A 21,360-nucleotide genomic window follows, 5' to 3' on the forward strand; every position below is an offset into this window, starting at 1 on the left:
GCCGTTCCTTCGTCTGATTTTTCCGAGATTTTCGAAAGCCGTTGCCGACCATGACCGAACTGACGAGCCTGACCATCGCCGAAGCCCGCGAGAAGCTGAAGACCAAGGAGTTTTCCGCCCTTGAGCTGACCGACGCCTATCTGAAGGCCATCGAGGCCGCGAACGGTGCGCTGAACGCTTATGTCGCGCTGACGCCGGAAAAGGCCCGCGACATGGCAAAGGCATCGGACGAGCGCATCGCTGCCGGAAAGGCCGGAGAGCTCGAAGGGATTCCGCTCGGTGTGAAGGATCTTTTTGCCACGCGCGATATCCACACCCAGGCGTGCTCGCACATTCTCGATGGCTTCAAGCCGAAATATGAATCCACCGCTACGCAGAACCTGTGGGATCAGGGCGCCGTCATGCTGGGCAAGCTCAACATGGATGAGTTCGCCATGGGCTCGTCCAATGAAAGCTCCTGGTATGGCCCGGCCATCAACCCATGGCGCGCCAACGGCTCCGAGCAGAAGCTCGTTCCGGGCGGTTCCTCGGGTGGTTCGGCTGCCGCCGTTGCGGCGCATCTATGCGCCGGTGCCACGGCAACGGACACCGGCGGTTCGATCCGTCAGCCTGCCGCGTTTACCGGCACGGTCGGCATCAAGCCGACCTACGGCCGCGTCTCGCGCTTCGGTATCGTCGCTTATGCCTCGTCGCTCGATCAGGCTGGCCCGATTGCCCGCGACGTGCGCGATGCCGCGATCCTGCTGAAGTCGATGGCCAGCGTTGACGCCAAGGACACCACATCGGTCAACCTTCCGGTGCCGGATTATGAAAAGGCCATCGGCCAGTCGCTGAAAGGTCTGAAGATCGGTATTCCCAAGGAATACCGCGTCGACGGCATGCCGGAAGAAATCGAGAAGCTCTGGGCGCAGGGCGTGCAGTGGCTGAAGGATGCCGGTGCAGAAGTCGTCGATATCTCCCTGCCGCATACTAAGTACGCTCTGCCGGCATACTACATCGTGGCGCCTGCCGAAGCGTCTTCCAACCTCGCCCGCTACGATGGCGTTCGCTACGGTCTGCGCGTCGACGGCAAGGACATTGCCGACATGTACGAGAAGAGCCGTGCTGCCGGTTTCGGCAAGGAAGTCCAGCGCCGCATCATGGTCGGCACCTATGTGCTGTCAGCGGGTTATTACGACGCCTATTACCTCAAGGCGCAGAAGGTCCGCACGCTCATCAAGCGCGATTTCGAAAACGTCTTCCACGAAGGCGTCGACGCGATCCTCGCGCCGATCACGCCCTCTTCCGCCTTTGAAGTCGGCGACAAGGAACTCGCGGCCGATCCGGTCAAGATGTACCTGCAGGACGTCTTCACCATCACCGTTAACATGGCTGGTCTTCCGGGTCTGTCCGTTCCGGCCGGTCTGGACGGCAAGGGTCTGCCGCTCGGTCTTCAGCTGATTGGCAAGCCGTTCGAGGAAGAGACGCTTTTCAAGACTGCGTATGCCATCGAGCAGGCCGCAGGCAAGTTCACGCCCGCCAAGTGGTGGTAAGCGACCTCATAATACGACAGATGCATGAAGCCGATCGCGATGCGGTCGGCTTTGTCGGTTTTACGGCGTGGCGTTCCAGCAGTGCTTTCGATGACAGCTACCTCGACCCGCTTGTTGTCGAGCGGGTAAGAGGTGAGTTCGAGCAATTCGCAAAGTCTCCGGTCGGTGACGTCGTGGTTGCATTCATCGGCGACGTACTTGCCGGCTGGGGTGCTCGTGATTCCGCACCGGACTACATCTCCGATCTTTGGGTTGATCCAAAATGGCAGGGCAAGGGGATCGGTACGGCTTTGATTCATCACTTCCTCGGAAAGATGAAGGCGGAAGGGTCGCCTCTGGCCAGGATCAGTACGCACGCCAGGAACCGTGCCGCTATCCATCTTTATGAGCGTTGTGGTTTCGAGATCGTCTGGCGTGGAATGGAATGGTCGGACAGCATGAAGGTCGAGCTTGAAAAGGTGAAGCTGGAGCGCTCGCTTCAGTTCTGATCCTGTTCTTCGGGCCGCGACGTCCGTTCGGTGGAATGCCCCGCAAAGGCGAGAACCGCCTAAGCGGATGCCATTGTCTCACCTAACCGGCGGCTGGCCGAATCGCCCCGCCAATGCTTTACTTCCATCGACAACGGAGGGCGCGGATTGATCGTCATTCGCAATGCGCGTGAGGAAGAGGCAGCCTCGCTGGCGGAGATTGGCCTTCGCGCCTGGCAGCAGGCAACCGCCGCCATCGGCATTACGACAGCTCTGTATGACAACGCCAGCGTTGCTTTTGCAAATTTCACCCGTTCATCGTGGTTGAGCATAACGGTTGCGGAAAAGGGCGGCGTGATCGCGGGCTGGGCGGGACGCGAACGGTTTGACGACAAGATCTCCGATTTCTGGATCGATCCTGATTTTCAGCGCCGGGGTGTCGGAAGCCGGTTGCTGGCTGAAATCGAAAGCCAGATCATCGAAAAGGGTTTTGAGGCTGCAATGTTGGAAACCCACGCGCAGAACGAACCCGCCGTGGCCTTCTTCCGCCATCACGGTTACAGCATTGGCTGGTTATCCGTATCTTATGCGCCCAAGCTTGATCGAGACGTGCAGTCGGTGGGCCTTCAGAAGCAGCTCATTGAGATCGACACCGGCACTTACGGTCCTGAGTTCTAGCGAACCAGCCAGCCGGACATGATGGCCAGCGATATCAAAACGCCCGCATGCAGCACGATGATCGATATGAGAATGCTGCAGAAGGGCTCCTTGCGCGTCTTGTGACGCAGCAGGCGTTGGGCGCAAACGGCTCCGGCACTTCCGCCGATGAAGGCAAGCCATAGCAGGGTGCTTTCCCGTATTCGCCAGCCACCTTTTCGGGCCGCTTCCTTGTCCCACCAGTAGACGCAGAAGACAAGCAGGTTGAATGTAAGGTAGGCCGCGAGGCAGAGGGTGAGCGTCGTCATGATCGCTATTGACGCCTGGAACCGTAAAAGAGTGGTATTCAATCGGGCGTAATACTGGATGTCGCATGCTTCGATGGCGCAAGATGTCTTGCGCCATGGGGCCAATTGCTCTACCTCACCACTGACAGAAATTCCGTATTCCGTGAGCTTGATATGACCCTTGTAGACGTGCGCACACCCGACCCGAAACGCTTCATTCCCGGCGCGACCGGCGATTGGGAGATCGTCATCGGCATGGAGGTGCATGCGCAGGTTCTCTCCAATTCCAAGCTGTTCTCCGGCGCTTCCACCACTTTTGGCAATGCGCCGAACGCCAACGTGTCGCTGGTTGATGCCGCCATGCCCGGCATGCTGCCGGTCATCAACGAGGAATGCGTCAGGCAGGCGGTTCGCACCGGTCTCGGTCTGAAGGCGAAGATCAACAACCGTTCGATCTTCGACCGCAAGAACTATTTCTATCCGGACCTGCCGCAGGGCTACCAGATTTCGCAGTTCAAGGATCCGATCGTCGGTGAGGGTACCATCACCATTTCGCTCGGTCCCGACCGCCAGGGCAATTTCGAGGACATCGAAATCGGCATCGAGCGCCTGCATCTGGAGCAGGACGCTGGCAAGTCCATGCACGACCAGCATCCCACCATGTCGTTCGTGGACCTGAACCGTTCGGGCGTTGCACTGATGGAAATCGTGTCGAAGCCCGACATGCGTTCGTCGGATGAGGCGAAGGCCTATCTCACCAAGCTGCGCTCCATCGTGCGGTATCTCGGCACTTGCGACGGCAACATGGACGAAGGCTCCATGCGCGCCGACGTGAACGTCTCCGTGCGCAAGCCGGGCGGCGAATTCGGTACACGTTGCGAAATCAAGAACGTCAACTCGATCCGTTTCGTCGGCCAGGCCATTGAATACGAAGCCCGTCGCCAAATCGCCATTCTGGAAGACGGCGGAGTGATCGATCAGGAAACGCGCCTGTTCGATCCGGGCAAGGGTGAGACGCGTTCCATGCGCTCCAAGGAAGATGCGCATGACTACCGCTATTTCCCCGATCCGGACCTGCTGCCGCTGGAGTTCGATGATGCTTTCGTGGAAGCGCTGAAGACCGATCTGCCGGAGTTGCCTGACGACAAGAAGGCACGCTTCGTGGCTGACCTCGGACTGTCGGTCTACGATGCATCGATCCTCGTTTCGGAAAAGGCGATTGCGGATTATTACGAGGCTGTCGCTGCCGGACGCGATCCGAAGGCTGCCGCCAACTGGGTCATCAACGACCTGCTCGGCGCGCTGAACAAATTCGGCAAGGACATTGAGACGACACCGGTTTCGCCGGAGCAGCTCGGTGGCATCATCGACCTCATCAAGGCCGAAACCATCTCGGGCAAGATCGCCAAGGACCTGTTCGAAATCATCTGGAACGAAGGCGGTAACCCGGCCGAGATCGTAGAAAGCCGCGGCATGAAGCAGGTGACCGACACCGGCGCCATCGAAAAGGCCGTTGATGAGATCATCGCAGCCAATCCGGATCAGGTCGAGAAGGTCAAGGCAAAGCCGACGCTGGCTGGCTGGTTCGTCGGTCAGGTCATGAAATCGACAGGCGGTAAGGCCAACCCGCAGGCCGTTCAGGCGCTGGTCAAGGCCAAGCTCGGCATTGAGGAATAAGCATCGCTGAGGCGGTGGTGGGCCGGGACCGGAAACGGTACCCGGCCTTTTTATTTGAAGAAGAGGACAGCATGGTGTTTTTCATTCGTACCGCCAGCGAGCGCGATATCGAGCCGGTTCGCGAACTTCTCGATAAAACATGGCATGCCACCTATGACGACATCTACGGTGCGGAAAACGTCGGCAAGATGATCGCAAGCTGGCATTCGCTGCAGGCCATGAAGGACCGTATCCACAAGAAGGGTGGCGAGTTTCTGGTGGCCGACGACGGCAAGCGCATTGCCGGCATGGGCTATGCCGCCATGTCCACCAAGATGACCAAGACGGCGCTGCTTTATCAGCTCTACGTCGCGCCGGAATTCCAGCGTCAGGGCATCGGTCGCGATATTTTTGCCGAACTCGAAACCTGCTTTCCATCCGCTGAAATCATGCGTCTTGAGGTCGAGCCCAAAAATACTGTCGCAATCTCCTTTTATGAAGGCGTCGGTTTTGTCGAGGTGGACCGAATCGACCGGATGGCCGGCGTCGAGGGGTTGCCTGGCATCGTGATGGAAAAGAGCCTGCCGAAATGAACGCAACCGCCGAAAGTCTACTCATCCGCCAGGCCCGTGAGACTGATGTTCCTGCACTGACCGCGATCTATGCTGCCGATGAGATCGGCGCGCATGGTGATACGGCCGATGAGTCGGCGCTTGGCGATTATCTCGCAGCCTTTCGGGCCATCGAGGCATCGCCCAACGAAACGCTCTATGTTGCAGAGCTGGGCGGCGCTGTCGTGGGTACCTTCCAGACGGCGATCCTGACGAAACTCATCGGGCGAGGGGCAGTGTCGATGGTGATCGAGGCTGTGCAGACGCGCGCCGATATGCGCAGCCGCGGCATAGGCGCGGCGATGATCCAGTACTGCCTTGAAGAGGCTCGGGCGAAGGGTTTCAAGACCGTTCAGCTGACCTCCAATGTGGCGCGTCTGGATGCTCATCGATTCTACGAACGGCTTGGTTTTGAAAAGCGGCATTTCGGTTTCAGGATGAAGCTGAAATAGCGTTTGCAACGCGGGAAATGCTGGACAATCCGTACGCATGGCGGCATAAGCTTTTGGCGGTGCAGGCGTGAAAACCTTAGCATCTACAAGCCCGAGGAACGCATTATGAAGACTCTCCTGACGCAAATCTTCACCTGGTGGAATGGCCAGACGATCGGAACACGGTTTCATACCTGGCGTTTCGGCAAGAAGGTAGGGCAGGACGAGTTCGGCAACACCTATTACGAAGGTGGTACGACCTCCTGGGGCATGCCGCGCCGTTGGGTGATCTATAACGGTTACGCCGAAGCGTCTGCCATTCCTCCGGGCTGGCACGGCTGGATGCACTACCGCACCGATACTCCGCCAAGCCAGGAAGACTACGTTGCACGCGAGTGGCAGAAGCCGCACCAGCCGAACCTGACTGGCTCTTCCAAGGCATACCGCCCGAAGGGTTCGCTTGCTGTCGCTGGCGAACGTCCCCGTGTGACCGGCGACTACGACGCCTGGACCCCCGGAAACTGATTTCCGTTTCAGGCGACATGCTTTCGTTATGTCGCATTTGAAACCCTTGTCGCCACCCGTTTTCGCCACATTCCGCCATTAGAGCATTTTCAGGAAAAGTGGTAACGGGTTTTCCGCCCGGAAATGCGCAAAAATTCCGTTGATCCGGTCGAAGTGACGACGCAAGATTTTTTTGGAGACAGGTCGTATGAGCAAAATCACGCAGGTTCGTTCTTTGCGTGCGCTGGCAGTTTCTCTGCTGGCAATTGCCTCAACGGCGGTGTTCGTCTCGCCAGCGCCCGCCGCCCGATTGGAAAACAAGGTGGCCGTTTTCTCCGGCATCGACAAGATCACCGGGCGCATCACCTCATTCGACGTTTACATCGACGAGACGGTGCAATTCGGCGCATTGCAGGTGACGCCAAAGGTCTGCTATTCCCGCGACCAGACCGAAGCCCAGAAGATTAACGCGTTCATCGAGGTCGATGAAATCACGCTTGATCGCAAGATCCGTCGCATTTTCACCGGCTGGATGTTTGCCGATAGCCCCGGCCTCAACGCCGTGGAGCACCCGATTTATGACGTCTGGTTGACCGGTTGCAAGCAGGACTCGGAAGTGCCTGCTCCCTCTACGGCAAGCAACTGACCTAGAGCGATTCCATTTAACAAGGAAACGCTCTAACGGAAACTCTGAAAATTCAGAACTGCAGACTTGGCCGATTGACCGCTGCCTCGAGCATCTTCACGTATTCAGCTTTGGGAACGTCAATCGCACCGAACGTCTTCAGATGATCCGTCGTAAATTGCGTGTCGAGCAGGGTGAACCCCTTTGCTCGCAGGCGGGCGACCAGATGGACGAGGCAGATCTTCGACGCGTTGGTGCGGCGCGAGAACATGCTTTCCCCAAAAAATGCCGAGCCAAGAGACACACCGTACAGGCCGCCGACGAGCGCGTCGCCCTCCCACGCCTCGACACTATGGGCGTGGCCGATCTGATGCAATTGCGTATAGAGATTGCGGATCGTCCTGTTGATCCACGTGCTTGGCCTATCGGGCGCTTCTTCCGCGCAACCCGCCATCACGCCGATGAAATCGGTATCGAACCGGATATCAAACGGCTGTTTGCGGATGGCTTTGCCGAGGCTTTTGGAAACGTGGAAATCGTCGAGCGGGATGATGCCCCGCATTTCCGGCTCGACCCAGAAAAGCTCCGGGTCGTCTGCCGAATCAGCCATCGGAAACAGGCCGACCGAATAGGCGCGAAGCAGAATATCGACGGTGATGTCGTTATTTCTGCCGCGCCGTCCCATTCTTAGTGTGCGTCACCGGCCAGATATTTTTCCAGCCAGTGAATGTCGTATTCGCCCTTCAGGATGTCTTCGTTCTGCAGAAGATCCTGGAACAGCGGCAGCGTAGTCTTGATGCCGTCGACGACGAACTCGTCCAGCGCGCGGCGCAGACGACGGATGCACTCGTCACGGTCGCGACCGTGAACGATCAGCTTGCCGATCATGCTGTCGTAATAAGGCGGGATCTTGTAGCCCTGATAGGCGCCTGAATCCACGCGCACGCCGAGGCCGCCGGGCGTATGGAAATAGGTGAGGGTCCCGGGAGAAGGCACGAAGGTGCGCGGATCTTCCGCATTGATACGGCATTCGATGGCGTGGCCATGGAATTCGATATCCGCCTGCGTGACCGACAAGCCCTGACCAGAAGCGACGCGAATCTGCTCCTGCACCAGGTCCATGCCGGTGATGGCTTCTGTCACGGGATGCTCCACCTGAAGACGGGTGTTCATTTCGATGAAATAGAACTCGCCGTTTTCGTAGAGGAATTCGATCGTGCCTGCACCGCGGTACTTCAGCTTGCGCATGGCACTGGCGCAGATTTCGCCGATTTCCATGCGTTGCTCAACGGTCAGTGCCGGAGAGTTGGCCTCTTCCAGAACCTTCTGGTGGCGGCGCTGCAGTGAGCAATCGCGTTCGCCGAGATGAACCGCATTGCCTTCGCCATCGCCGAAAACCTGCACTTCGATGTGCCGCGGCTTGCCGAGGTACTTTTCCATGTAAACGGCGTCGTTGCCGAAAGCGGCAGCCGCTTCCGAACGGGCCGTATTCACGGCTTCCTCGAGGTCAGCTTCGGTCTTGGCGACCTTCATACCGCGACCACCACCGCCAGCCGTTGCCTTGATCAGAACCGGAAAACCGATCTGTCGGGCAATTTCCAGCGCGTTTTCAGGCTTCACTTCGCCATCGGAGCCCGGAACGACGGGAATACCGAGTTCCATAGCCGTCTGCTTGGCGGTGATCTTGTCGCCCATGATGCGGATATGCTCGGCGGTCGGCCCGATGAAGGTAATGCCGTGTGCATCGAGAATATCGGCGAACTTGGCGTTTTCCGACAGGAAACCGTAGCCTGGGTGAACCGCATCGGCACCGGTGATCTCGCAGGCTGCGACGATCTGGTGGATGTTGAGGTAGCTGTCACGCGACGGCGGCGGGCCGATGCACACGCTTTCGTCGGCCAGACGAACATGCATGGCGTCCGCGTCGGCCGTGGAATGCACGGCAACGGTGGGGATGCCAAGCTCCTTCGCAGCGCGCAGCACTCGAAGGGCGATTTCGCCGCGGTTGGCTATGAGGATCTTCGAAACCATGGTGGACCGCCTTTATTCGATGACCACGAGGGCTTCGCCATACTCCACGGGCTGTGCGTCGTTGACGATGATCTCCACCACCTTGCCGGACTTCGGAGCCGGGATCTGGTTCATGGTCTTCATCGCTTCGACGATGAGAAGCGTCTGGCCTTCCTTGACGGTGGCGCCGACTTCGATGAACGGACGCGCGCCCGGGGCAGGCGACAGGTAGACCGTGCCGACCATTGGCGAGGTCACGGTGTTGGCCGGGTTGCGGGCAGGGACAGCAGGTGCTGCTGCCGGCGCCGCAGGCGCTGCGACAGCGGCAGGCGCGGCCAGCGGAGCTGCCGGAGCATATGCTGCGGGAGGAGCAGCGTAGACCGTTGTGGGTGGCGCAGAACGGGAAACGCGAATGCGCAGGTCGTCCTGCTCGACTTCGATCTCGGAAAGGTCGGTGTCGTTGAGGATGTTCGCGAGTTCGCGGATCAGTTCCTTGTCGATACCGTTTTTCTTTTCAGACATGACAAACCCTATTCTGATTGTTTCTTTTTATGCCGTGATATTCTTCAGCGCGTTGAGCGCCATGATGTAGCCGTATGGCCCGAAACCGCACACCATTCCTTTGGCTGCGGGGGCAATCATCGACTTGTGACGGAATTCCTCGCGGGCGTGAATGTTGGAAATGTGTACTTCCACCACGGGAACTGAGATGGCGCGAATGGCGTCGTGCAATGCAATCGACGTATGGCCATAAGCGCCGGGGTTGATGACGACACCGACCGCGCGATCTCCCGCTTCATGCAGAAGGTCGACCAGCGCGCCCTCGTGATTGGACTGATGGCATTCGACGGAAAAACCGAGTTCTTCGCCGGCCTTGATGCAGTCGTTTTCGATGTCCTTCAGCGTTTTGCCGCCGTAAATACCCGGCTCCCGCTTTCCCAACATGTTGAGATTGGGTCCGTTGAGGACGAAGATCGTGTTGCTCATTCGTGGTTCCACAAGAAAATCAGCGACACCTATAGACTGCACAGCTTCGAAGGAAAAGCCCCCGGACGCCGTAAAGCGCCGGGTTGTCCGGCAACTTCAGGGTTTATGCAGAGGCTTTTGATAAATCAGGAGCAGGTGGCCTTGCCGCAGGTGCGCATGTTGGCGATCTTCTCTTTCAGCGGGGCTGCGCCGACGGCGCCGAAGACCGCTTCCGTACCAACGATGTAGGAGGGCGTTCCGGTGATGCCGAGATTGTTCGCGAGCTGGTAGGCTTCCTGTACCTGCGCATCGTTGGGGTTCTCTTCCATCGACTTGCGGATATCCGCTTCCTTGATGCCGAGAGAGGTCGCAACTTCCATGGCGCTTTCTTCATTGGCGCGTCCGCGTGCGCCAAGCAGGGTGCGCTGGAACTCCGGATATTTTTCCGGAGAGAGAAGTTTCACTGCATTCGAGACCCGGTGGGCAGCAACCGATTCCGGTCCGAGAATAGGGAATTCCTTCAGGACGACACGCACGTTCTTGTCGGACTTGATGATGTTGTCCATGTCGCTCATGGCGCGTTTGCAGTAACCGCAATTGTAATCGAAAAACTCGACCAGAGTGACGTCGCCATCCGGATTGCCGAGCGCGAGATCGTATTTCGATTCGAAAAGGGCTTTCTGGTTGTCGGCAACCGCTTCCGATGCCTTCGCGTTGCGCGCTGCATATTGCTTGCGCTCCAGCGCGTCCTGCACCTCAAGCATGATCTCCGGGTTTTCGATCAGATACTGTTTGATGAATTCGCCCATTTCCTTCTTCTGCCGGTCATCGAGCGCGTGCGCAGGCTGGAAGGCAAAAACGGTCGAAAGGGCCGTGATGCTGGCGAAAACGGTTGAACGGAGAAAGTGCGCCATATCGGTCCTCATCATGTATGTAGGCGTGCCACAGGAATATCACAGTCGCACTTACCTTACCTTAAGCCAAATACCATACGGCAAAAATAGTTGTCCTCATTATGATCGCATGATTGTGAAGACTGCGATTTTGCGGCAAGTCTCGAAAAACATTTCAGGAAAGAAAACGCCATTGATAACGATGTCGAAGCGAAGCGCGGTTGAACCCTTCCATGCCATGGACATTCTGGCGGAAGCGAACCGGCGCAAGCAGGCAGGCCGTCCGGTGATTTCCATGGCCGTTGGCCAGCCGTCTCACCCTGCGCCGAAGGCGGCGCTGGCAGCGGCCGAGACTGCACTGAAACACGGCCGTATCGGTTATACGGATGCGCTCGGCCTGCGCGACTTGCGAGAAGCGATCGCAGGACATTATCAACGTCGCCACCAGGTGACAGTCGATCCTGCCCGCATAGCGGTAACGACAGGTTCGTCCGCGGCCTTTAATCTCGCGTTCCTCGGTCTGTTCGATGCGGGGGATCATGTGGCGATCGCAAGGCCCGGCTATCCCGCCTATCGCAACATCCTCAAGGCGCTCGGCCTCAATGTCGTGGAGGTGCCGGTGACTGCCGAAACCGGATACACGCTGACACCGGCAAGTCTTGAGCGAGCTGAAACGAGGGCGGGCTGCAAACTGAAGGGTGTGCTCTTGGCAAGCCCGGCCAACCCGACCGGAACGGTAACCGGCCGCGAGGCGCTGAAGCGCCTTTCGGCCTATTGCGACAGCCGCGATATCGCTTTCATCTCCGATGAGATCTATCACGGCCTGACCTTTGTCGGCGATGAAACTAGCGCTCTCGAGATCTCCGACAACGCCGTCGTCATCAACTCGTTCTCAAAATATTACTGCATGACCGGCTGGCGCATCGGCTGGATGGTCCTGCCCGAAAAGCTCGTCCGCCCGGTCGAATGTCTGGCGCAGAGCCTCTACATTTCCGCGCCCGAACTGTCGCAGCTGGCTGCTGCCGCGGCCTTCGCCGCCGAGGGTGAGCTGGACGTCTACAAGGAAAGCTATCGCACCAACCGCGATTTCCTGATGGTGCGTCTGCCCGAAATCGGCCTGCCGCTGGCCTCGCCGATGGACGGCGCCTTCTACGCCTATGTCGATACGAGCCGTTATTCCAACGACAGCATGGATTTTGCCAGGCGTATGCTGGCTGAAATCGACGTGGCGGCAACGCCCGGCATGGATTTCGATCCGGAGGAGGGCCACCGGGCGCTGCGCATTTCCTACGCGGGGTCCGTCTCGGACATTGCCGAAGCGGTTGGCCGCATTGCCGGGTGGTTAAAGCAGGGCTGAGGTTGGTTGGCTTTTGCGGTTCTTATTCCGCGGCGTCACATTGGAAGATGCTGCGGAATTCTTTCTCGCCCTTCGTAGTGAAGGTCAGCACGCGACCTTGCCCACGCCTTATCCAGTCGCGGCTTTGCATGCTGGCAAGCAGTGAGGCGCCAAGCCCGCCGCCCAGATGATGGCGGCGTTCGCTCCAGTCCAGGCATTGCAGGCAGACGGGGCGGCGGCCTTTCTCCAGCATTGACAGATCGATGCCGAAGTCTTCGAAGAAGTTGCGTCCCCTGTCGGTCAGCGCAGGGTCGTCGCCGTCCGTGACGAAACCTTGCGAGACGATGGCGTTAAGCAGTGCTACCCCACTTTCCCCCGCGAGATGATCGTAACAGACACGCGCTTCGCGCAACGCCTTGTCCTTGGGGCCAGTGCGTACTCGAACCGCGCCGGTACGTTGGGCAAGGCCCATCAGAGCCTCGAGCACCTGTGCTACATCGGGACCGGAAAGCCGGAAATAGCGATGCCGTCCCTGCTTTTCGCCTTTGAGAAACTGTGCGTCGGAAAGTTTCGAAAGATGGCCGCTTGCGGTTTGCAGTGTCACGCCTGCGGCTTGTGCAAGCTCGCTGGCCGTCAGTGCGCGACCGTCCATCAACGCCGTCAGAATGTTGGCGCGCGCAGGGTCGCCGATCAGCGAGGCGACATTGGCGATGATAGGTCCGTCGTTCATGCTTCGATACTAGCCGAAGTATTGTCGTAGAGCAAGCTGAGCGACTGCCGATCATTTTTTCTGTATGCTTGGAACAGACAATCTGGATCGAACCCGTTGCTGGAAAAGGCTATAGATGTGCGGGAGGCCGTCGCGGCGGTTCAAAGAAACAAAAAGGGAAGTGATGGATATGTCGGCAGAGAAAGTGGCGGTGATAACGGCGGGCGGCAGTGGCATGGGCGCTGCCGTTGCGAAACGTCTGGCTGGCGATGGCTACAAGGTTGCCATCCTGTCGTCGTCCGGCAAGGGAGAGGCGCTTGCAGCCGAACTGGGGGGGGTCGGTGTGACTGGATCGAACCAGTCCAACGATGATCTCAAACGGCTTACCGATCTGGCTCTCGAAAAATTCGGCCGTATCGATGTGCTCGTCAACAGCGCCGGGCATGGCCCACGCGCGTCCATCCTCGATATCAGCGACGAGCAGTGGCATGCCGGGCTCGATGTCTATCTGATGAACGTCATTCGCCCGACCCGCATCATTGCCCCCGTGATGGTGACGCAGAAGACAGGATCGATCGTCAACATCTCGACAGCCTGGGCCTTCGAGCCGAGCAGCATGTTTCCGACCTCGGCGGTGTTCCGTGCGGGACTTGCCTCGTACACTAAGATCTTCGCCGACACCTATGCGGCCGACAACGTGCGCATGAACAATGTGCTGCCCGGCTGGATCGACAGCCTGCCCGCGACGGAGGAACGTCGTGAGAGCGTACCGATGCAGCGTTATGGTACAAGCGAGGAAATCGCAGCGACTGTGGCGTTTCTGGCGTCTGAAGGTGCCGGTTACATTACCGGCCAGAATATCCGTGTCGATGGCGGTCTGACGCGCTCCGTCTGACAGGCAAGATAATGTCGTCTGCCCCTGTCACCCCTGACCGGATCCGGGGCAGAACGCGATCCTGGGCTTGATCTCACAGGATACCGGCTCAACGAGCTGAATGATGAAGGTAGAATGTCCGGCACAAAAAAGCCCGCAACTCTCGTTGCGGGCTTTTTTTATATCTATTCGAAAGAGTTTCAGAAGAAACCGCGTCGCTGCCACCAACCGCCCTTGCGCGGCTTCGGCTCATCGCCGTCATTACTGGACGACGTGACCACCGGCTCGGACGTGGAGACGTTTTCGCCACGGTTTGCACGAGCGGATTTACCCTCGGTTTCCGTCTCCGATGCAACCGTTTCGGCGCCAAGGTCTGCCGAGGCTTCGCCAGCTTCCTCAATTGCCACTTCGGCAACAGTCTGCTCGACGATCACAGGCTCGACCGTTTCGACTTCAACAGCCTTCGGTTCGTCTTCGACCTTCGCCTTGGCCTTACGGGTACGGCGTGGCTTCTTCGGAGCGTCTTCGGCTACCGGTTCCTCAACGGCTTCGACAACCTCGACGACGGCGACCTCTTCGACAACAGCCACGGCCACCGGAGCCTCCGCCTCGTCGCTCTCTGCTTCGCCGTCAGCCTGCTGCTCGCCATCGGCGTCAAGGGCTTCGTCTTCCGCACGGTTGCGGCGACCGCCACGCTTGCCGCGACGGCGACGCTTGCGCTTGCCGTCGTCTTCCGCGGCCACGGCTTCGCCGTCAGTCGTTGCCTCGTCATCCGAGTCGGAGGCGTTTTCTTCGTCGTCACCGGCCTCATCGCCAGCAGCATCGTCGACGCCTTCGGCTTGACCTTCTGCGCCCTGTCCATTCTGGCCACCCTTGCCACGACGACGGCGACGACGCTTGCGCTTGCGCTTGCCGTCTTCGCCGTTCTCGCCCTGCGACTGGCGTGCCTCGGTGGTCTGGGCCTTGACGATTTCTTCCTCGTCTTCGTCCTCTTCGACCTCGATGACGATATCGTCCTCTTCCTCGGCGAAGTCCGGCAGAGCCTGCAGCAGGCTTTCTATCTTCACCGGATTTTCAACGGCTTCGCCACGGTCGATCGCGAAATGCTGCGCGCCGACGCTGGCATCGGCAGCGATGATGATGGAGACGCCGAAGCGGCCTTCATAATCGACAATCGTGCCACGCTTGTGGTTGAGCAGATAGAGCGCCGTTTCCGGCGTGGTACGAACGGTGATGTTGTGCGTCGTATTGCGCAGCAGGTACTCCTCGACGCCACGCAGAACGTGCAGGGCGATGGAGGATTCCGAACGGACGTGGCCCGTGCCGCCGCAGTGCGAGCAGACCTGCGTGGTCGATTCCAGAACCGAGGCGCGGATGCGCTGACGCGACATTTCCAGAAGGCCGAAATGCGAGATGCGGCCGACCTGAATGCGGGCGCGGTCGTTCTTCAGGCAATCCTTGAGCTTCTTTTCGACGGCGCGGTTGTTGCGCTTTTCTTCCATGTCGATGAAGTCGATGACGACCAGGCCTGCAAGGTCGCGCAGGCGAAGCTGGCGTGCCACTTCTTCGGCGGCTTCCAGGTTCGTCGTCAGAGCCGTTTCTTCGATCGAATGTTCGCGGGTCGAACGGCCGGAGTTCACGTCGATCGAAACCAGAGCTTCCGTCTGGTTGATGATGAGATAACCGCCCGACTTCAGCGTCACCTGCGGCTGCAACATGCGGTCGAGCTGGGCTTCGATGCCGGAGCGCGAGAAGATCGGGTGAATGTCGCGGTAAGGCTGAACCACCTTGGCGTGGCTCGGCATCAACATTTTCATGAAGTCTTTCGCTTCACGATAGCCTTCCTCACCGGAAACGATGATCTCGCTGATATCCTTGTTATAGAGATCGCGGATCGAACGCTTGATGAGCGAACCTTCCTCGTAAACGAGGCAGGGCGCAGTGGAATTCAGCGTCAGCGTGCGGACGTTTTCCCACAGGCGCATCAGATATTCGAAGTCGCGCTTGATCTCGACGCGGGTGCGGTTGGCACCTGCGGTACGCAGGATCACGCCCATGCCCTGCGGCACCTCGAGATCGCGTGCGATTTCCTTCAGGCGCTTGCGGTCTGCCGGCTGGGTGATCTTGCGGGAAATGCCACCGCCGCGTGCCGTGTTCGGCATCAGGACGGAGTAACGTCCGGCAAGCGACAGGTAGGTGGTCAGTGCCGCGCCCTTGTTGCCACGCTCTTCCTTGGCCACCTGCACCAGAAGAATCTGGCGGCGTTTGATGACTTCCTGAATGCGGTACTGCTTGCGCGGCTTGCGGGAGACGCGATCAGGGACCTCTTCCATGGCGTCTTCTGCGCCAACGGATTCGATCACTTCCTTTTCGTGGTGATCGTCGTCGTCATCATCGTCGTCATCATTGTTGTCGCGACGAAGACCTTCTACTTCTTCGGAAATCGTATCGGCATCGACCATTGCGGCCATTTCGCCACCGGTGCTGCCGTCTTCCTCGGAAGCGGTCTCAGTGGCTTCCGCCGTGGATTCCTCGTCAGCAGCCTTCTTCTTTGCGCGGGGGCGACGGGCGCGCTTTTTCGGCTTTTCTTCTTCGACCGGTGCTTCTTCCGCAACCACTTCGACAGCAACTGCTTCGGTCTCGGTCACTTCGGCAACCGGCTCATCCGCCGCAACCGTACCGGCGGCTTCCTCTACCGGAACGATGCCGACATCGGGTTGCTCGACCTGTGAAAGGTCGATTGCGGGCGCGCCCGGCTCCGGTGCGTCGGCCGATTCGAAATCGTCGCTGCGGCGATGATCTTCGGCCTCTGCCTTCAGCAATGCCTGGCGATCTGCCAGCGGAATCTGGTAGTAGTCCGGGTGAATTTCCGCGAATGCCAGAAAACCATGACGGTTTCCGCCGTAGTCCACAAATGCCGCTTGAAGCGAAGGCTCTACGCGCGTCACCTTAGCAAGATAGATGTTGCCGCGGATCTGCTTCTTGTGTTCCGATTCGAAATCGAATTCCTCAATCCGGTTTCCACGGACGACTACAACGCGGGTCTCCTCTTCGTGGGAGGCGTCGATAAGCATTTTGTCTGCCATGTAAGCTGTGCTCCTCGGCGCAGCCTTGTATTATACGAGAACAGGCCCGCCGGGAGGACGGGCCTTTCATATGAGTGCAAGGATGTGCCGGAAATGAAGTCTCCAGCCTGACCTCCGTAAACTGGCAGCATCCGGACCGACGGCGAGGCGCTGGGCCTGCTCCTGGTATCCGGTTCATGTGAAAACTGCTGCGACATCTTGAGCCAGGCGGAACGACAATAATATATAGATCCCTTGGGATCCGATGAATTTGCTCTCCTCAGAGCGGCAGTGGCAACGCCACCGGGTACGTTTCCGGACACCTCCGGAATTGATCCAGTTTCAGGATAAATGTAACGACGGCAGATGATTGCCCGCTTTTGCGGCGCCAGCTTCTTTACTGATTGGCAGCCGGCGGGCATCTATCCCGTCAACACTTTTAACCCTCATTCGTGTTGTATGTTTTCTCTGTCATAATAGCAATAGCCTGGCTAAATATGCCATATTGTTGGTGGAATTGGCGGGTTAAGAATTGGTTCATCAACGCCTGCGATTTTGATGCAAAATGCGGCAAAGGCATATGCGCCGGGGCTGAAATAGCCGCAAACCGGCAGCAATACGTCGTTGTTCGTGCAAATGACTGAAATACGGATTTTTTTAGAAGACCATGATTTTCCATCGGGGATCAGCCATTTCAGGTGAAAGAGGGGCGCTTGGTGTGCGAATCGCACGTCTTGCGTGCGTTGTCGCGCTGTCCTTCGTCGTGTCGATTCCAGGGATTCGCGGCGCGGCGGCCAACGGACCGCTGGTCGCTCATCAGGCTCGTATCATCGGTGATGAGGCCCGCACGCGCATTGTTCTCGATTTCGAGGAAGAGCCGGAATTCGATATTCATTATCTCGACTCGCCGGCGCGCATCGTCGTCGACTTCCCGGCCGTGAATTTCACCTTCCCGTCATCGGACCTAGCTGCAACCGGACTGTTTTCGGACATACGCTTCGGCAGCATGGGCGAGGGAAATGCCCGTATCGTCCTGACCGCCCGCAAGCCAGTCAAGGTCGCCGTAGCCGAAGCGAAGCCAGGCGAAGGCGGAAACTCCTACCGCTTTGTTCTGGATACCGAGATCACCACCAAGGCGAAATTTGCCGAGCTGATGAAGTCCCAGCAATGGCAGACCCCGGCACCCGTCTCGACCGCTTCCATCACTCCTGACGACAAGACATCGCGTTCCGCCGATTTCGTGATCGCGGTCGATGCCGGGCATGGTGGCATCGATGCCGGAGCCTCCGGCGCCACCACCGGAACGGAAGAAAAGGTCATTACGCTCGCCTTCGCCAGGGAACTTGCCGAACGGTTGAACCGCGAACCGGGCGTGAAGGCTTTTTTGACCCGCGACTCCGATACGTTTCTGGCGCTTTCCGAGCGTGTGACGCTTGCGCGGCAGAACAATGCCAATCTCTTCATCTCTGTGCATGCTGATACGTTGAAGCAGAAAGCAATCCGCGGCGCGACCGTCTATACATTGTCCGACCGTGCCTCCGACCGGATGGCGCAGGAACTGGCAGAGCGCGAAAACAAGTCCGACCAGATTGCCGGTGTGGCCGTTTCGAACGAGCCGCCGGAGGTTGCGGATATTCTTCTGGACTTGACACGCCGCGAAACCCAGGCTTTTTCCGTTACGCTCGCGGAAAATATCGTGTCGTCCTTCGAGGGGCAGGTGGGTCTTATCAACAACCCGCACCGCTATGCCGGGTTCATGGTGTTGCGCGCCCATGACGTTCCGTCCGTCCTGCTGGAGCTGGGTTTTCTATCCAATCCGGAAGACGAGAAACTGCTTCTTGATTCCGAGTGGCGTAAAAAGGTTGCCGATACGTTGGCGACAGCAGTTGGCCGTTATCGCGGAAAGGCGTTGGCAAACGGCGGTTAAGGCCCTGTTCCAGTCTTTGGTGATGCGTTGTATCATCGCCATGGATCGGGAAAACCGTTCGCTCCATACAGGGTAAAACACGCAGAAGCCCTATTTTACTCACAATCGACGCGTTACTCGAAGGTCGGATTCGGCAATTGTCGAGGCGCGACCTTTGCTGATGATGTGGTAACATATCGGCGAATGCAGGCGCATTCGGCTTGTCATTGAAGGTATGGTGTGCAAAACGGCACCCGATATGCAAGGATACGCTCAGATATCGATGGGCGTTGATGGTTACGATTCGAATTATCGGTAGCTTGGTATGATCAGACTTATTGGATATTTCTTTGGCTTGGCCTGCGTACTGTTTCTGTGCGCCGCCGCCGCCGGTGCGATTTATTTGCGCGGCGTGTCGCAGGACCTGCCGGACTATGCCGTTCTGAGCACCTATGAGCCGCCGGTAACGACCCGTGTGCATGCCGGTAACGGCGCGCTGATGGCGGAATATGCGCATGAAAAGCGGCTTTTCCTGCCGATCCAGGCGATCCCCGACCGTGTGAAGGCAGCGTTCCTCTCCGCCGAAGACAAGAATTTCTACAACCATCCCGGTATTGACGTCTGGGGTCTTGGGCGTGCGATCCTCGTCAATATCCAGAACCTCGGCTCCGGTCGCCGCCCGGTCGGCGCGTCGACGATCACGCAGCAGGTTGCCAAGAACTTCCTTCTGACGAATGACCAGACGTTCGACCGCAAGATCAAGGAAGCCATCCTTTCGTTCCGCATCGAGCAGACCTACTCCAAGGACAAGATTCTTGAGCTTTACCTCAACGAGATTTTCTTCGGTCTGAACTCCTACGGTATCGCGGGTGCCGCGCTCACCTATTTCAACAAGTCGGTGACGGAACTGACGATTGCCGAGACGGCCTATCTTGCCTCTCTGCCGAAAGGCCCTGCCAATTACCATCCGTTTCGTCGCGAAAAAGCGGCTCTCGAGCGTCGCGACTGGGTGATCGACCGCATGGCCGAGAACGGCTACATCACCGTTGCTGATGCCGCCGACGCGAAGAAACAGCCGCTCGGCGTCAACGTCCGTCGCGGCGGCGCACATATTTTCGCCTCCGATTACTTCGCCGAGGAAGTCCGTCGTCAGATTGTTGAAAAATATGGCGAAAAGGCTCTTCTCGAAGGGGGGCTTTCCGTTCGCACCTCATTCGATCCGCAGATCCAGCTGGAAGCGCGCAAGGCGCTTCAGGACGGCCTAGTGGAATATGACGAGCGCCGCGGATACCGCGGACCTATCGATCATATCGACACGGCTGGCGACTGGAGCGCTGCACTTGGTAAGCTGAAGGGTCTGCGTGACGTTCCCGAGTGGAAAGTCGCGGTGGTGCTGGCTGTCGGCGCAGATGGATTGACCATCGGCGTTCAGGCCGACCCGGACGCCGAGGACGCAAGCGGCGACCAGCGTATGCGTGGTCACATTTCGCCGGAAAACATGCGCTGGGCCTATCGCGACGCCAATGGCAAGAGATCGACGGCCAAATCGCCTGTCGGCGTATTGTCTCCGGGCGACGTGATTTATGCGCAGCCGTTGAACGCAACGGGCAGCGAATATCGCCTGCGCCAGCCTCCTAAGGTTCAGGGTGGTATGGTGGTGATGGATCCGCATACCGGCCGTGTTCTGGCCATGGTGGGCGGATTCTCCTACGGGCAGTCCGAGTTCAACCGGGCAACGCAGGCAATGCGTCAGCCGGGCTCCTCCTTCAAGCCGTTCATTTACGCGGCCGCCCTCGATAACGGCTATACGCCCGCATCGGTCATTCTCGATGCGCCGATCGAGGTCGTTTCCGGCAATCAGGTCTGGAAGCCGCAGAACTACGGCGGCGGTTCGGCTGGCCCTTCGACCTTGCGCCTCGGTATCGAAAAGTCGCGTAACCTCATGACCGTGCGCTTGGCGCAGGATATGGGCATGAACCTCGTCGCCGAATATGCGGAGCGCTTCGGTATCTACGACGAGATGCCGCCGCTCCTGTCCATGTCGCTCGGTTCGGGTGAAACGACCGTCATGCGCATGGTTTCGGCCTATTCGGTAATTGCCAATGGCGGCAAGCAGATCAAGCCTACGCTTATCGACCGCATTCAGGACCGTTACGGCAAGACGATCTTTCGTCACGAGGAGCGCGCCTGCGAGGGCTGCAACGCCACCACGTGGCAAAATCAGGATGAGCCCGTCATCGTCGACAATCGCGAGCAGGTCCTAGATCCGATGACTGCCTACCAGACCACTTCCATGCTGGAGGGTGTGGTTCGTCGCGGTACGGCTGCTGGAAAGATCCCGGTCAATGATCGTCCCGTTGCAGGCAAGACCGGCACGACGAACGATGAAAAGGACGCCTGGTTTGTCGGTTACACGCCGGACATGGTTGCGGGCCTTTATATCGGCTTCGATTCTCCGGCCCCCCTCGGTCGCGGTGGCACGGGCGGTTCGTTGTCGGCGCCGATCTTCGGCGAGTTCCTTGGCGACGTTGCTAAACACACCGAACCGAGCCAGTTCATCGTTCCGGAGGGCATGAAGTTCGTCGCCGTCAACCGCAAGACGGGCATGGCCGCTATGGAGGGCGAACCGGACACGATCATGGAAGCCTTCAAGCCTGGCACAGGCCCGGCAGACAGCTTCTCCGTGATCGGCGATATGGACGGTTACATGTCCCAGGAAGATATCCTGAAAACATCGCCTCAGGCCCAGCAGGCCATAACCGGCGGTGGCGGCGGTCTTTATTGATCCGTCGTATGTGAGTTCGCTAGGGGCGCGGTCTTTACATCCGCGC

The 21,360-nt window shown here is 58.6% G+C and carries 20 protein-coding genes; 12 read left to right on the forward strand and 8 right to left on the reverse strand.

From position 1 onward, the window contains the following. The first annotated feature begins 50 nt into the window (after window positions 1-50). From gatA to N7578_RS15195, 3 genes are all read left to right on the forward strand, one after another. A complete protein-coding gene (gene gatA, locus N7578_RS15185; RefSeq protein ID WP_311111123.1) occupies window positions 51-1,532 on the forward strand; it encodes an Asp-tRNA(Asn)/Glu-tRNA(Gln) amidotransferase subunit GatA in 1,482 nt (493 codons plus the stop codon). After that, entirely contained in the window at window positions 1,523-2,020 is a 498-nt protein-coding gene (locus N7578_RS15190; protein WP_311111124.1) for a GNAT family N-acetyltransferase, read from the forward strand. The genes gatA and N7578_RS15190 overlap by 10 nt, the downstream gene beginning before the upstream one ends. A gap of 147 nt (window positions 2,021-2,167) precedes the next feature. Then, complete coding sequence (locus tag N7578_RS15195; RefSeq protein WP_311111125.1) at window positions 2,168-2,677, forward strand: GNAT family N-acetyltransferase; 510 nt, start codon at window positions 2,168-2,170, stop codon at window positions 2,675-2,677. On the opposite strand, the gene N7578_RS15200 is transcribed toward N7578_RS15195, so the two are convergent. Beyond that, complete coding sequence (locus tag N7578_RS15200; protein WP_311111126.1) at window positions 2,674-2,964, reverse strand: DUF1294 domain-containing protein; 291 nt, start codon at window positions 2,962-2,964, stop codon at window positions 2,674-2,676. The genes N7578_RS15195 and N7578_RS15200 overlap by 4 nt on opposite strands. 153 nt (window positions 2,965-3,117) lie before the next feature. Here N7578_RS15200 and gatB point away from each other — a divergent pair, with 153 nt between their 5' ends. From gatB to N7578_RS15225, 5 genes are all read left to right on the forward strand, one after another. Then, window positions 3,118-4,620, forward strand: coding sequence for an Asp-tRNA(Asn)/Glu-tRNA(Gln) amidotransferase subunit GatB (gatB, locus tag N7578_RS15205; protein WP_311111127.1), 1,503 nt, complete (start codon window positions 3,118-3,120; stop codon window positions 4,618-4,620). A 74-nt stretch (window positions 4,621-4,694) separates the two neighbouring features. Next, a complete protein-coding gene (locus N7578_RS15210) occupies window positions 4,695-5,192 on the forward strand; it encodes a GNAT family N-acetyltransferase (protein ID WP_311112520.1) in 498 nt (165 codons plus the stop codon). Then, window positions 5,189-5,662 (forward strand): GNAT family N-acetyltransferase, encoded by a 474-nt coding sequence (locus tag N7578_RS15215; protein ID WP_311111128.1) that lies wholly within the window; start codon window positions 5,189-5,191, stop codon window positions 5,660-5,662. Before N7578_RS15210 ends, N7578_RS15215 begins: the two co-directional genes overlap by 4 nt. Before the next feature lie 105 nt (window positions 5,663-5,767). Continuing rightward, window positions 5,768-6,166, forward strand: a complete 399-nt coding sequence (locus tag N7578_RS15220) for an NADH:ubiquinone oxidoreductase subunit NDUFA12 (protein ID WP_311111129.1) — start codon at window positions 5,768-5,770, stop codon at window positions 6,164-6,166. A 187-nt stretch (window positions 6,167-6,353) separates the two neighbouring features. Next, window positions 6,354-6,791, forward strand: coding sequence for a DUF2155 domain-containing protein (locus N7578_RS15225; protein ID WP_311111130.1), 438 nt, complete (start codon window positions 6,354-6,356; stop codon window positions 6,789-6,791). 52 nt (window positions 6,792-6,843) lie between these two features. On the opposite strand, the gene aat is transcribed toward N7578_RS15225, so the two are convergent. The 5 genes from aat to N7578_RS15250 all read right to left on the reverse strand — a co-directional run bounded on the left by aat (window position 6,844) and on the right by N7578_RS15250 (window position 10,660). Next, entirely contained in the window at window positions 6,844-7,455 is a 612-nt protein-coding gene (aat, locus tag N7578_RS15230) for a leucyl/phenylalanyl-tRNA--protein transferase (RefSeq protein ID WP_311111131.1), read from the reverse strand. 2 nt (window positions 7,456-7,457) lie between these two features. Further along, window positions 7,458-8,801 carry an acetyl-CoA carboxylase biotin carboxylase subunit gene (accC, locus tag N7578_RS15235; protein WP_311111132.1) on the reverse strand — a complete coding sequence of 448 codons (1,344 nt, stop codon included), beginning with the start codon at window positions 8,799-8,801 and terminating at the stop codon, window positions 7,458-7,460. 12 nt (window positions 8,802-8,813) lie between these two features. Next, entirely contained in the window at window positions 8,814-9,302 is a 489-nt protein-coding gene (gene accB / locus N7578_RS15240) for an acetyl-CoA carboxylase biotin carboxyl carrier protein (RefSeq protein ID WP_311111133.1), read from the reverse strand. Window positions 9,303-9,329: 27 nt separating this feature from the next. Next, window positions 9,330-9,767, reverse strand: coding sequence for a type II 3-dehydroquinate dehydratase (gene aroQ / locus N7578_RS15245; protein ID WP_138795516.1), 438 nt, complete (start codon window positions 9,765-9,767; stop codon window positions 9,330-9,332). Window positions 9,768-9,892: 125 nt separating this feature from the next. Then, window positions 9,893-10,660, reverse strand: coding sequence for a DsbA family protein (locus tag N7578_RS15250; RefSeq protein ID WP_311111134.1), 768 nt, complete (start codon window positions 10,658-10,660; stop codon window positions 9,893-9,895). A gap of 172 nt (window positions 10,661-10,832) precedes the next feature. Between N7578_RS15250 and N7578_RS15255 the strand changes: the two genes are divergently transcribed. Continuing rightward, a complete protein-coding gene (locus N7578_RS15255) occupies window positions 10,833-11,996 on the forward strand; it encodes an aminotransferase class I/II-fold pyridoxal phosphate-dependent enzyme (protein ID WP_311111135.1) in 1,164 nt (387 codons plus the stop codon). A gap of 22 nt (window positions 11,997-12,018) precedes the next feature. On the opposite strand, the gene N7578_RS15260 is transcribed toward N7578_RS15255, so the two are convergent. Further along, the gene (locus tag N7578_RS15260) at window positions 12,019-12,705 is read right to left on the reverse strand and encodes a winged helix-turn-helix domain-containing protein (RefSeq protein ID WP_311111136.1); all 687 of its coding nucleotides are present in this window, start codon (window positions 12,703-12,705) and stop codon (window positions 12,019-12,021) included. Window positions 12,706-12,874: 169 nt separating this feature from the next. Between N7578_RS15260 and N7578_RS15265 the strand changes: the two genes are divergently transcribed. Further along, window positions 12,875-13,579, forward strand: coding sequence for an SDR family oxidoreductase (locus N7578_RS15265; protein WP_311111137.1), 705 nt, complete (start codon window positions 12,875-12,877; stop codon window positions 13,577-13,579). Window positions 13,580-13,758: 179 nt separating this feature from the next. Here N7578_RS15265 and N7578_RS15270 read toward each other — a convergent pair whose 3' ends face one another. Continuing rightward, entirely contained in the window at window positions 13,759-16,644 is a 2,886-nt protein-coding gene (locus N7578_RS15270) for a ribonuclease E/G (protein ID WP_311111138.1), read from the reverse strand. Between the two features lie 646 nt (window positions 16,645-17,290). Here N7578_RS15270 and N7578_RS15275 point away from each other — a divergent pair. Continuing rightward, window positions 17,291-18,550, forward strand: a complete 1,260-nt coding sequence (locus N7578_RS15275; protein WP_311111139.1) for an N-acetylmuramoyl-L-alanine amidase — start codon at window positions 17,291-17,293, stop codon at window positions 18,548-18,550. Window positions 18,551-18,854: 304 nt separating this feature from the next. Continuing rightward, window positions 18,855-21,314, forward strand: coding sequence for a penicillin-binding protein 1A (locus tag N7578_RS15280; protein WP_311111140.1), 2,460 nt, complete (start codon window positions 18,855-18,857; stop codon window positions 21,312-21,314). The last annotated feature ends 46 nt before the right edge of the window (window positions 21,315-21,360 follow it).

The organism is Agrobacterium tumefaciens (assembly GCF_031801495.1).
GTDB lineage: Bacteria > Pseudomonadota > Alphaproteobacteria > Rhizobiales > Rhizobiaceae > Agrobacterium > Agrobacterium tumefaciens_K.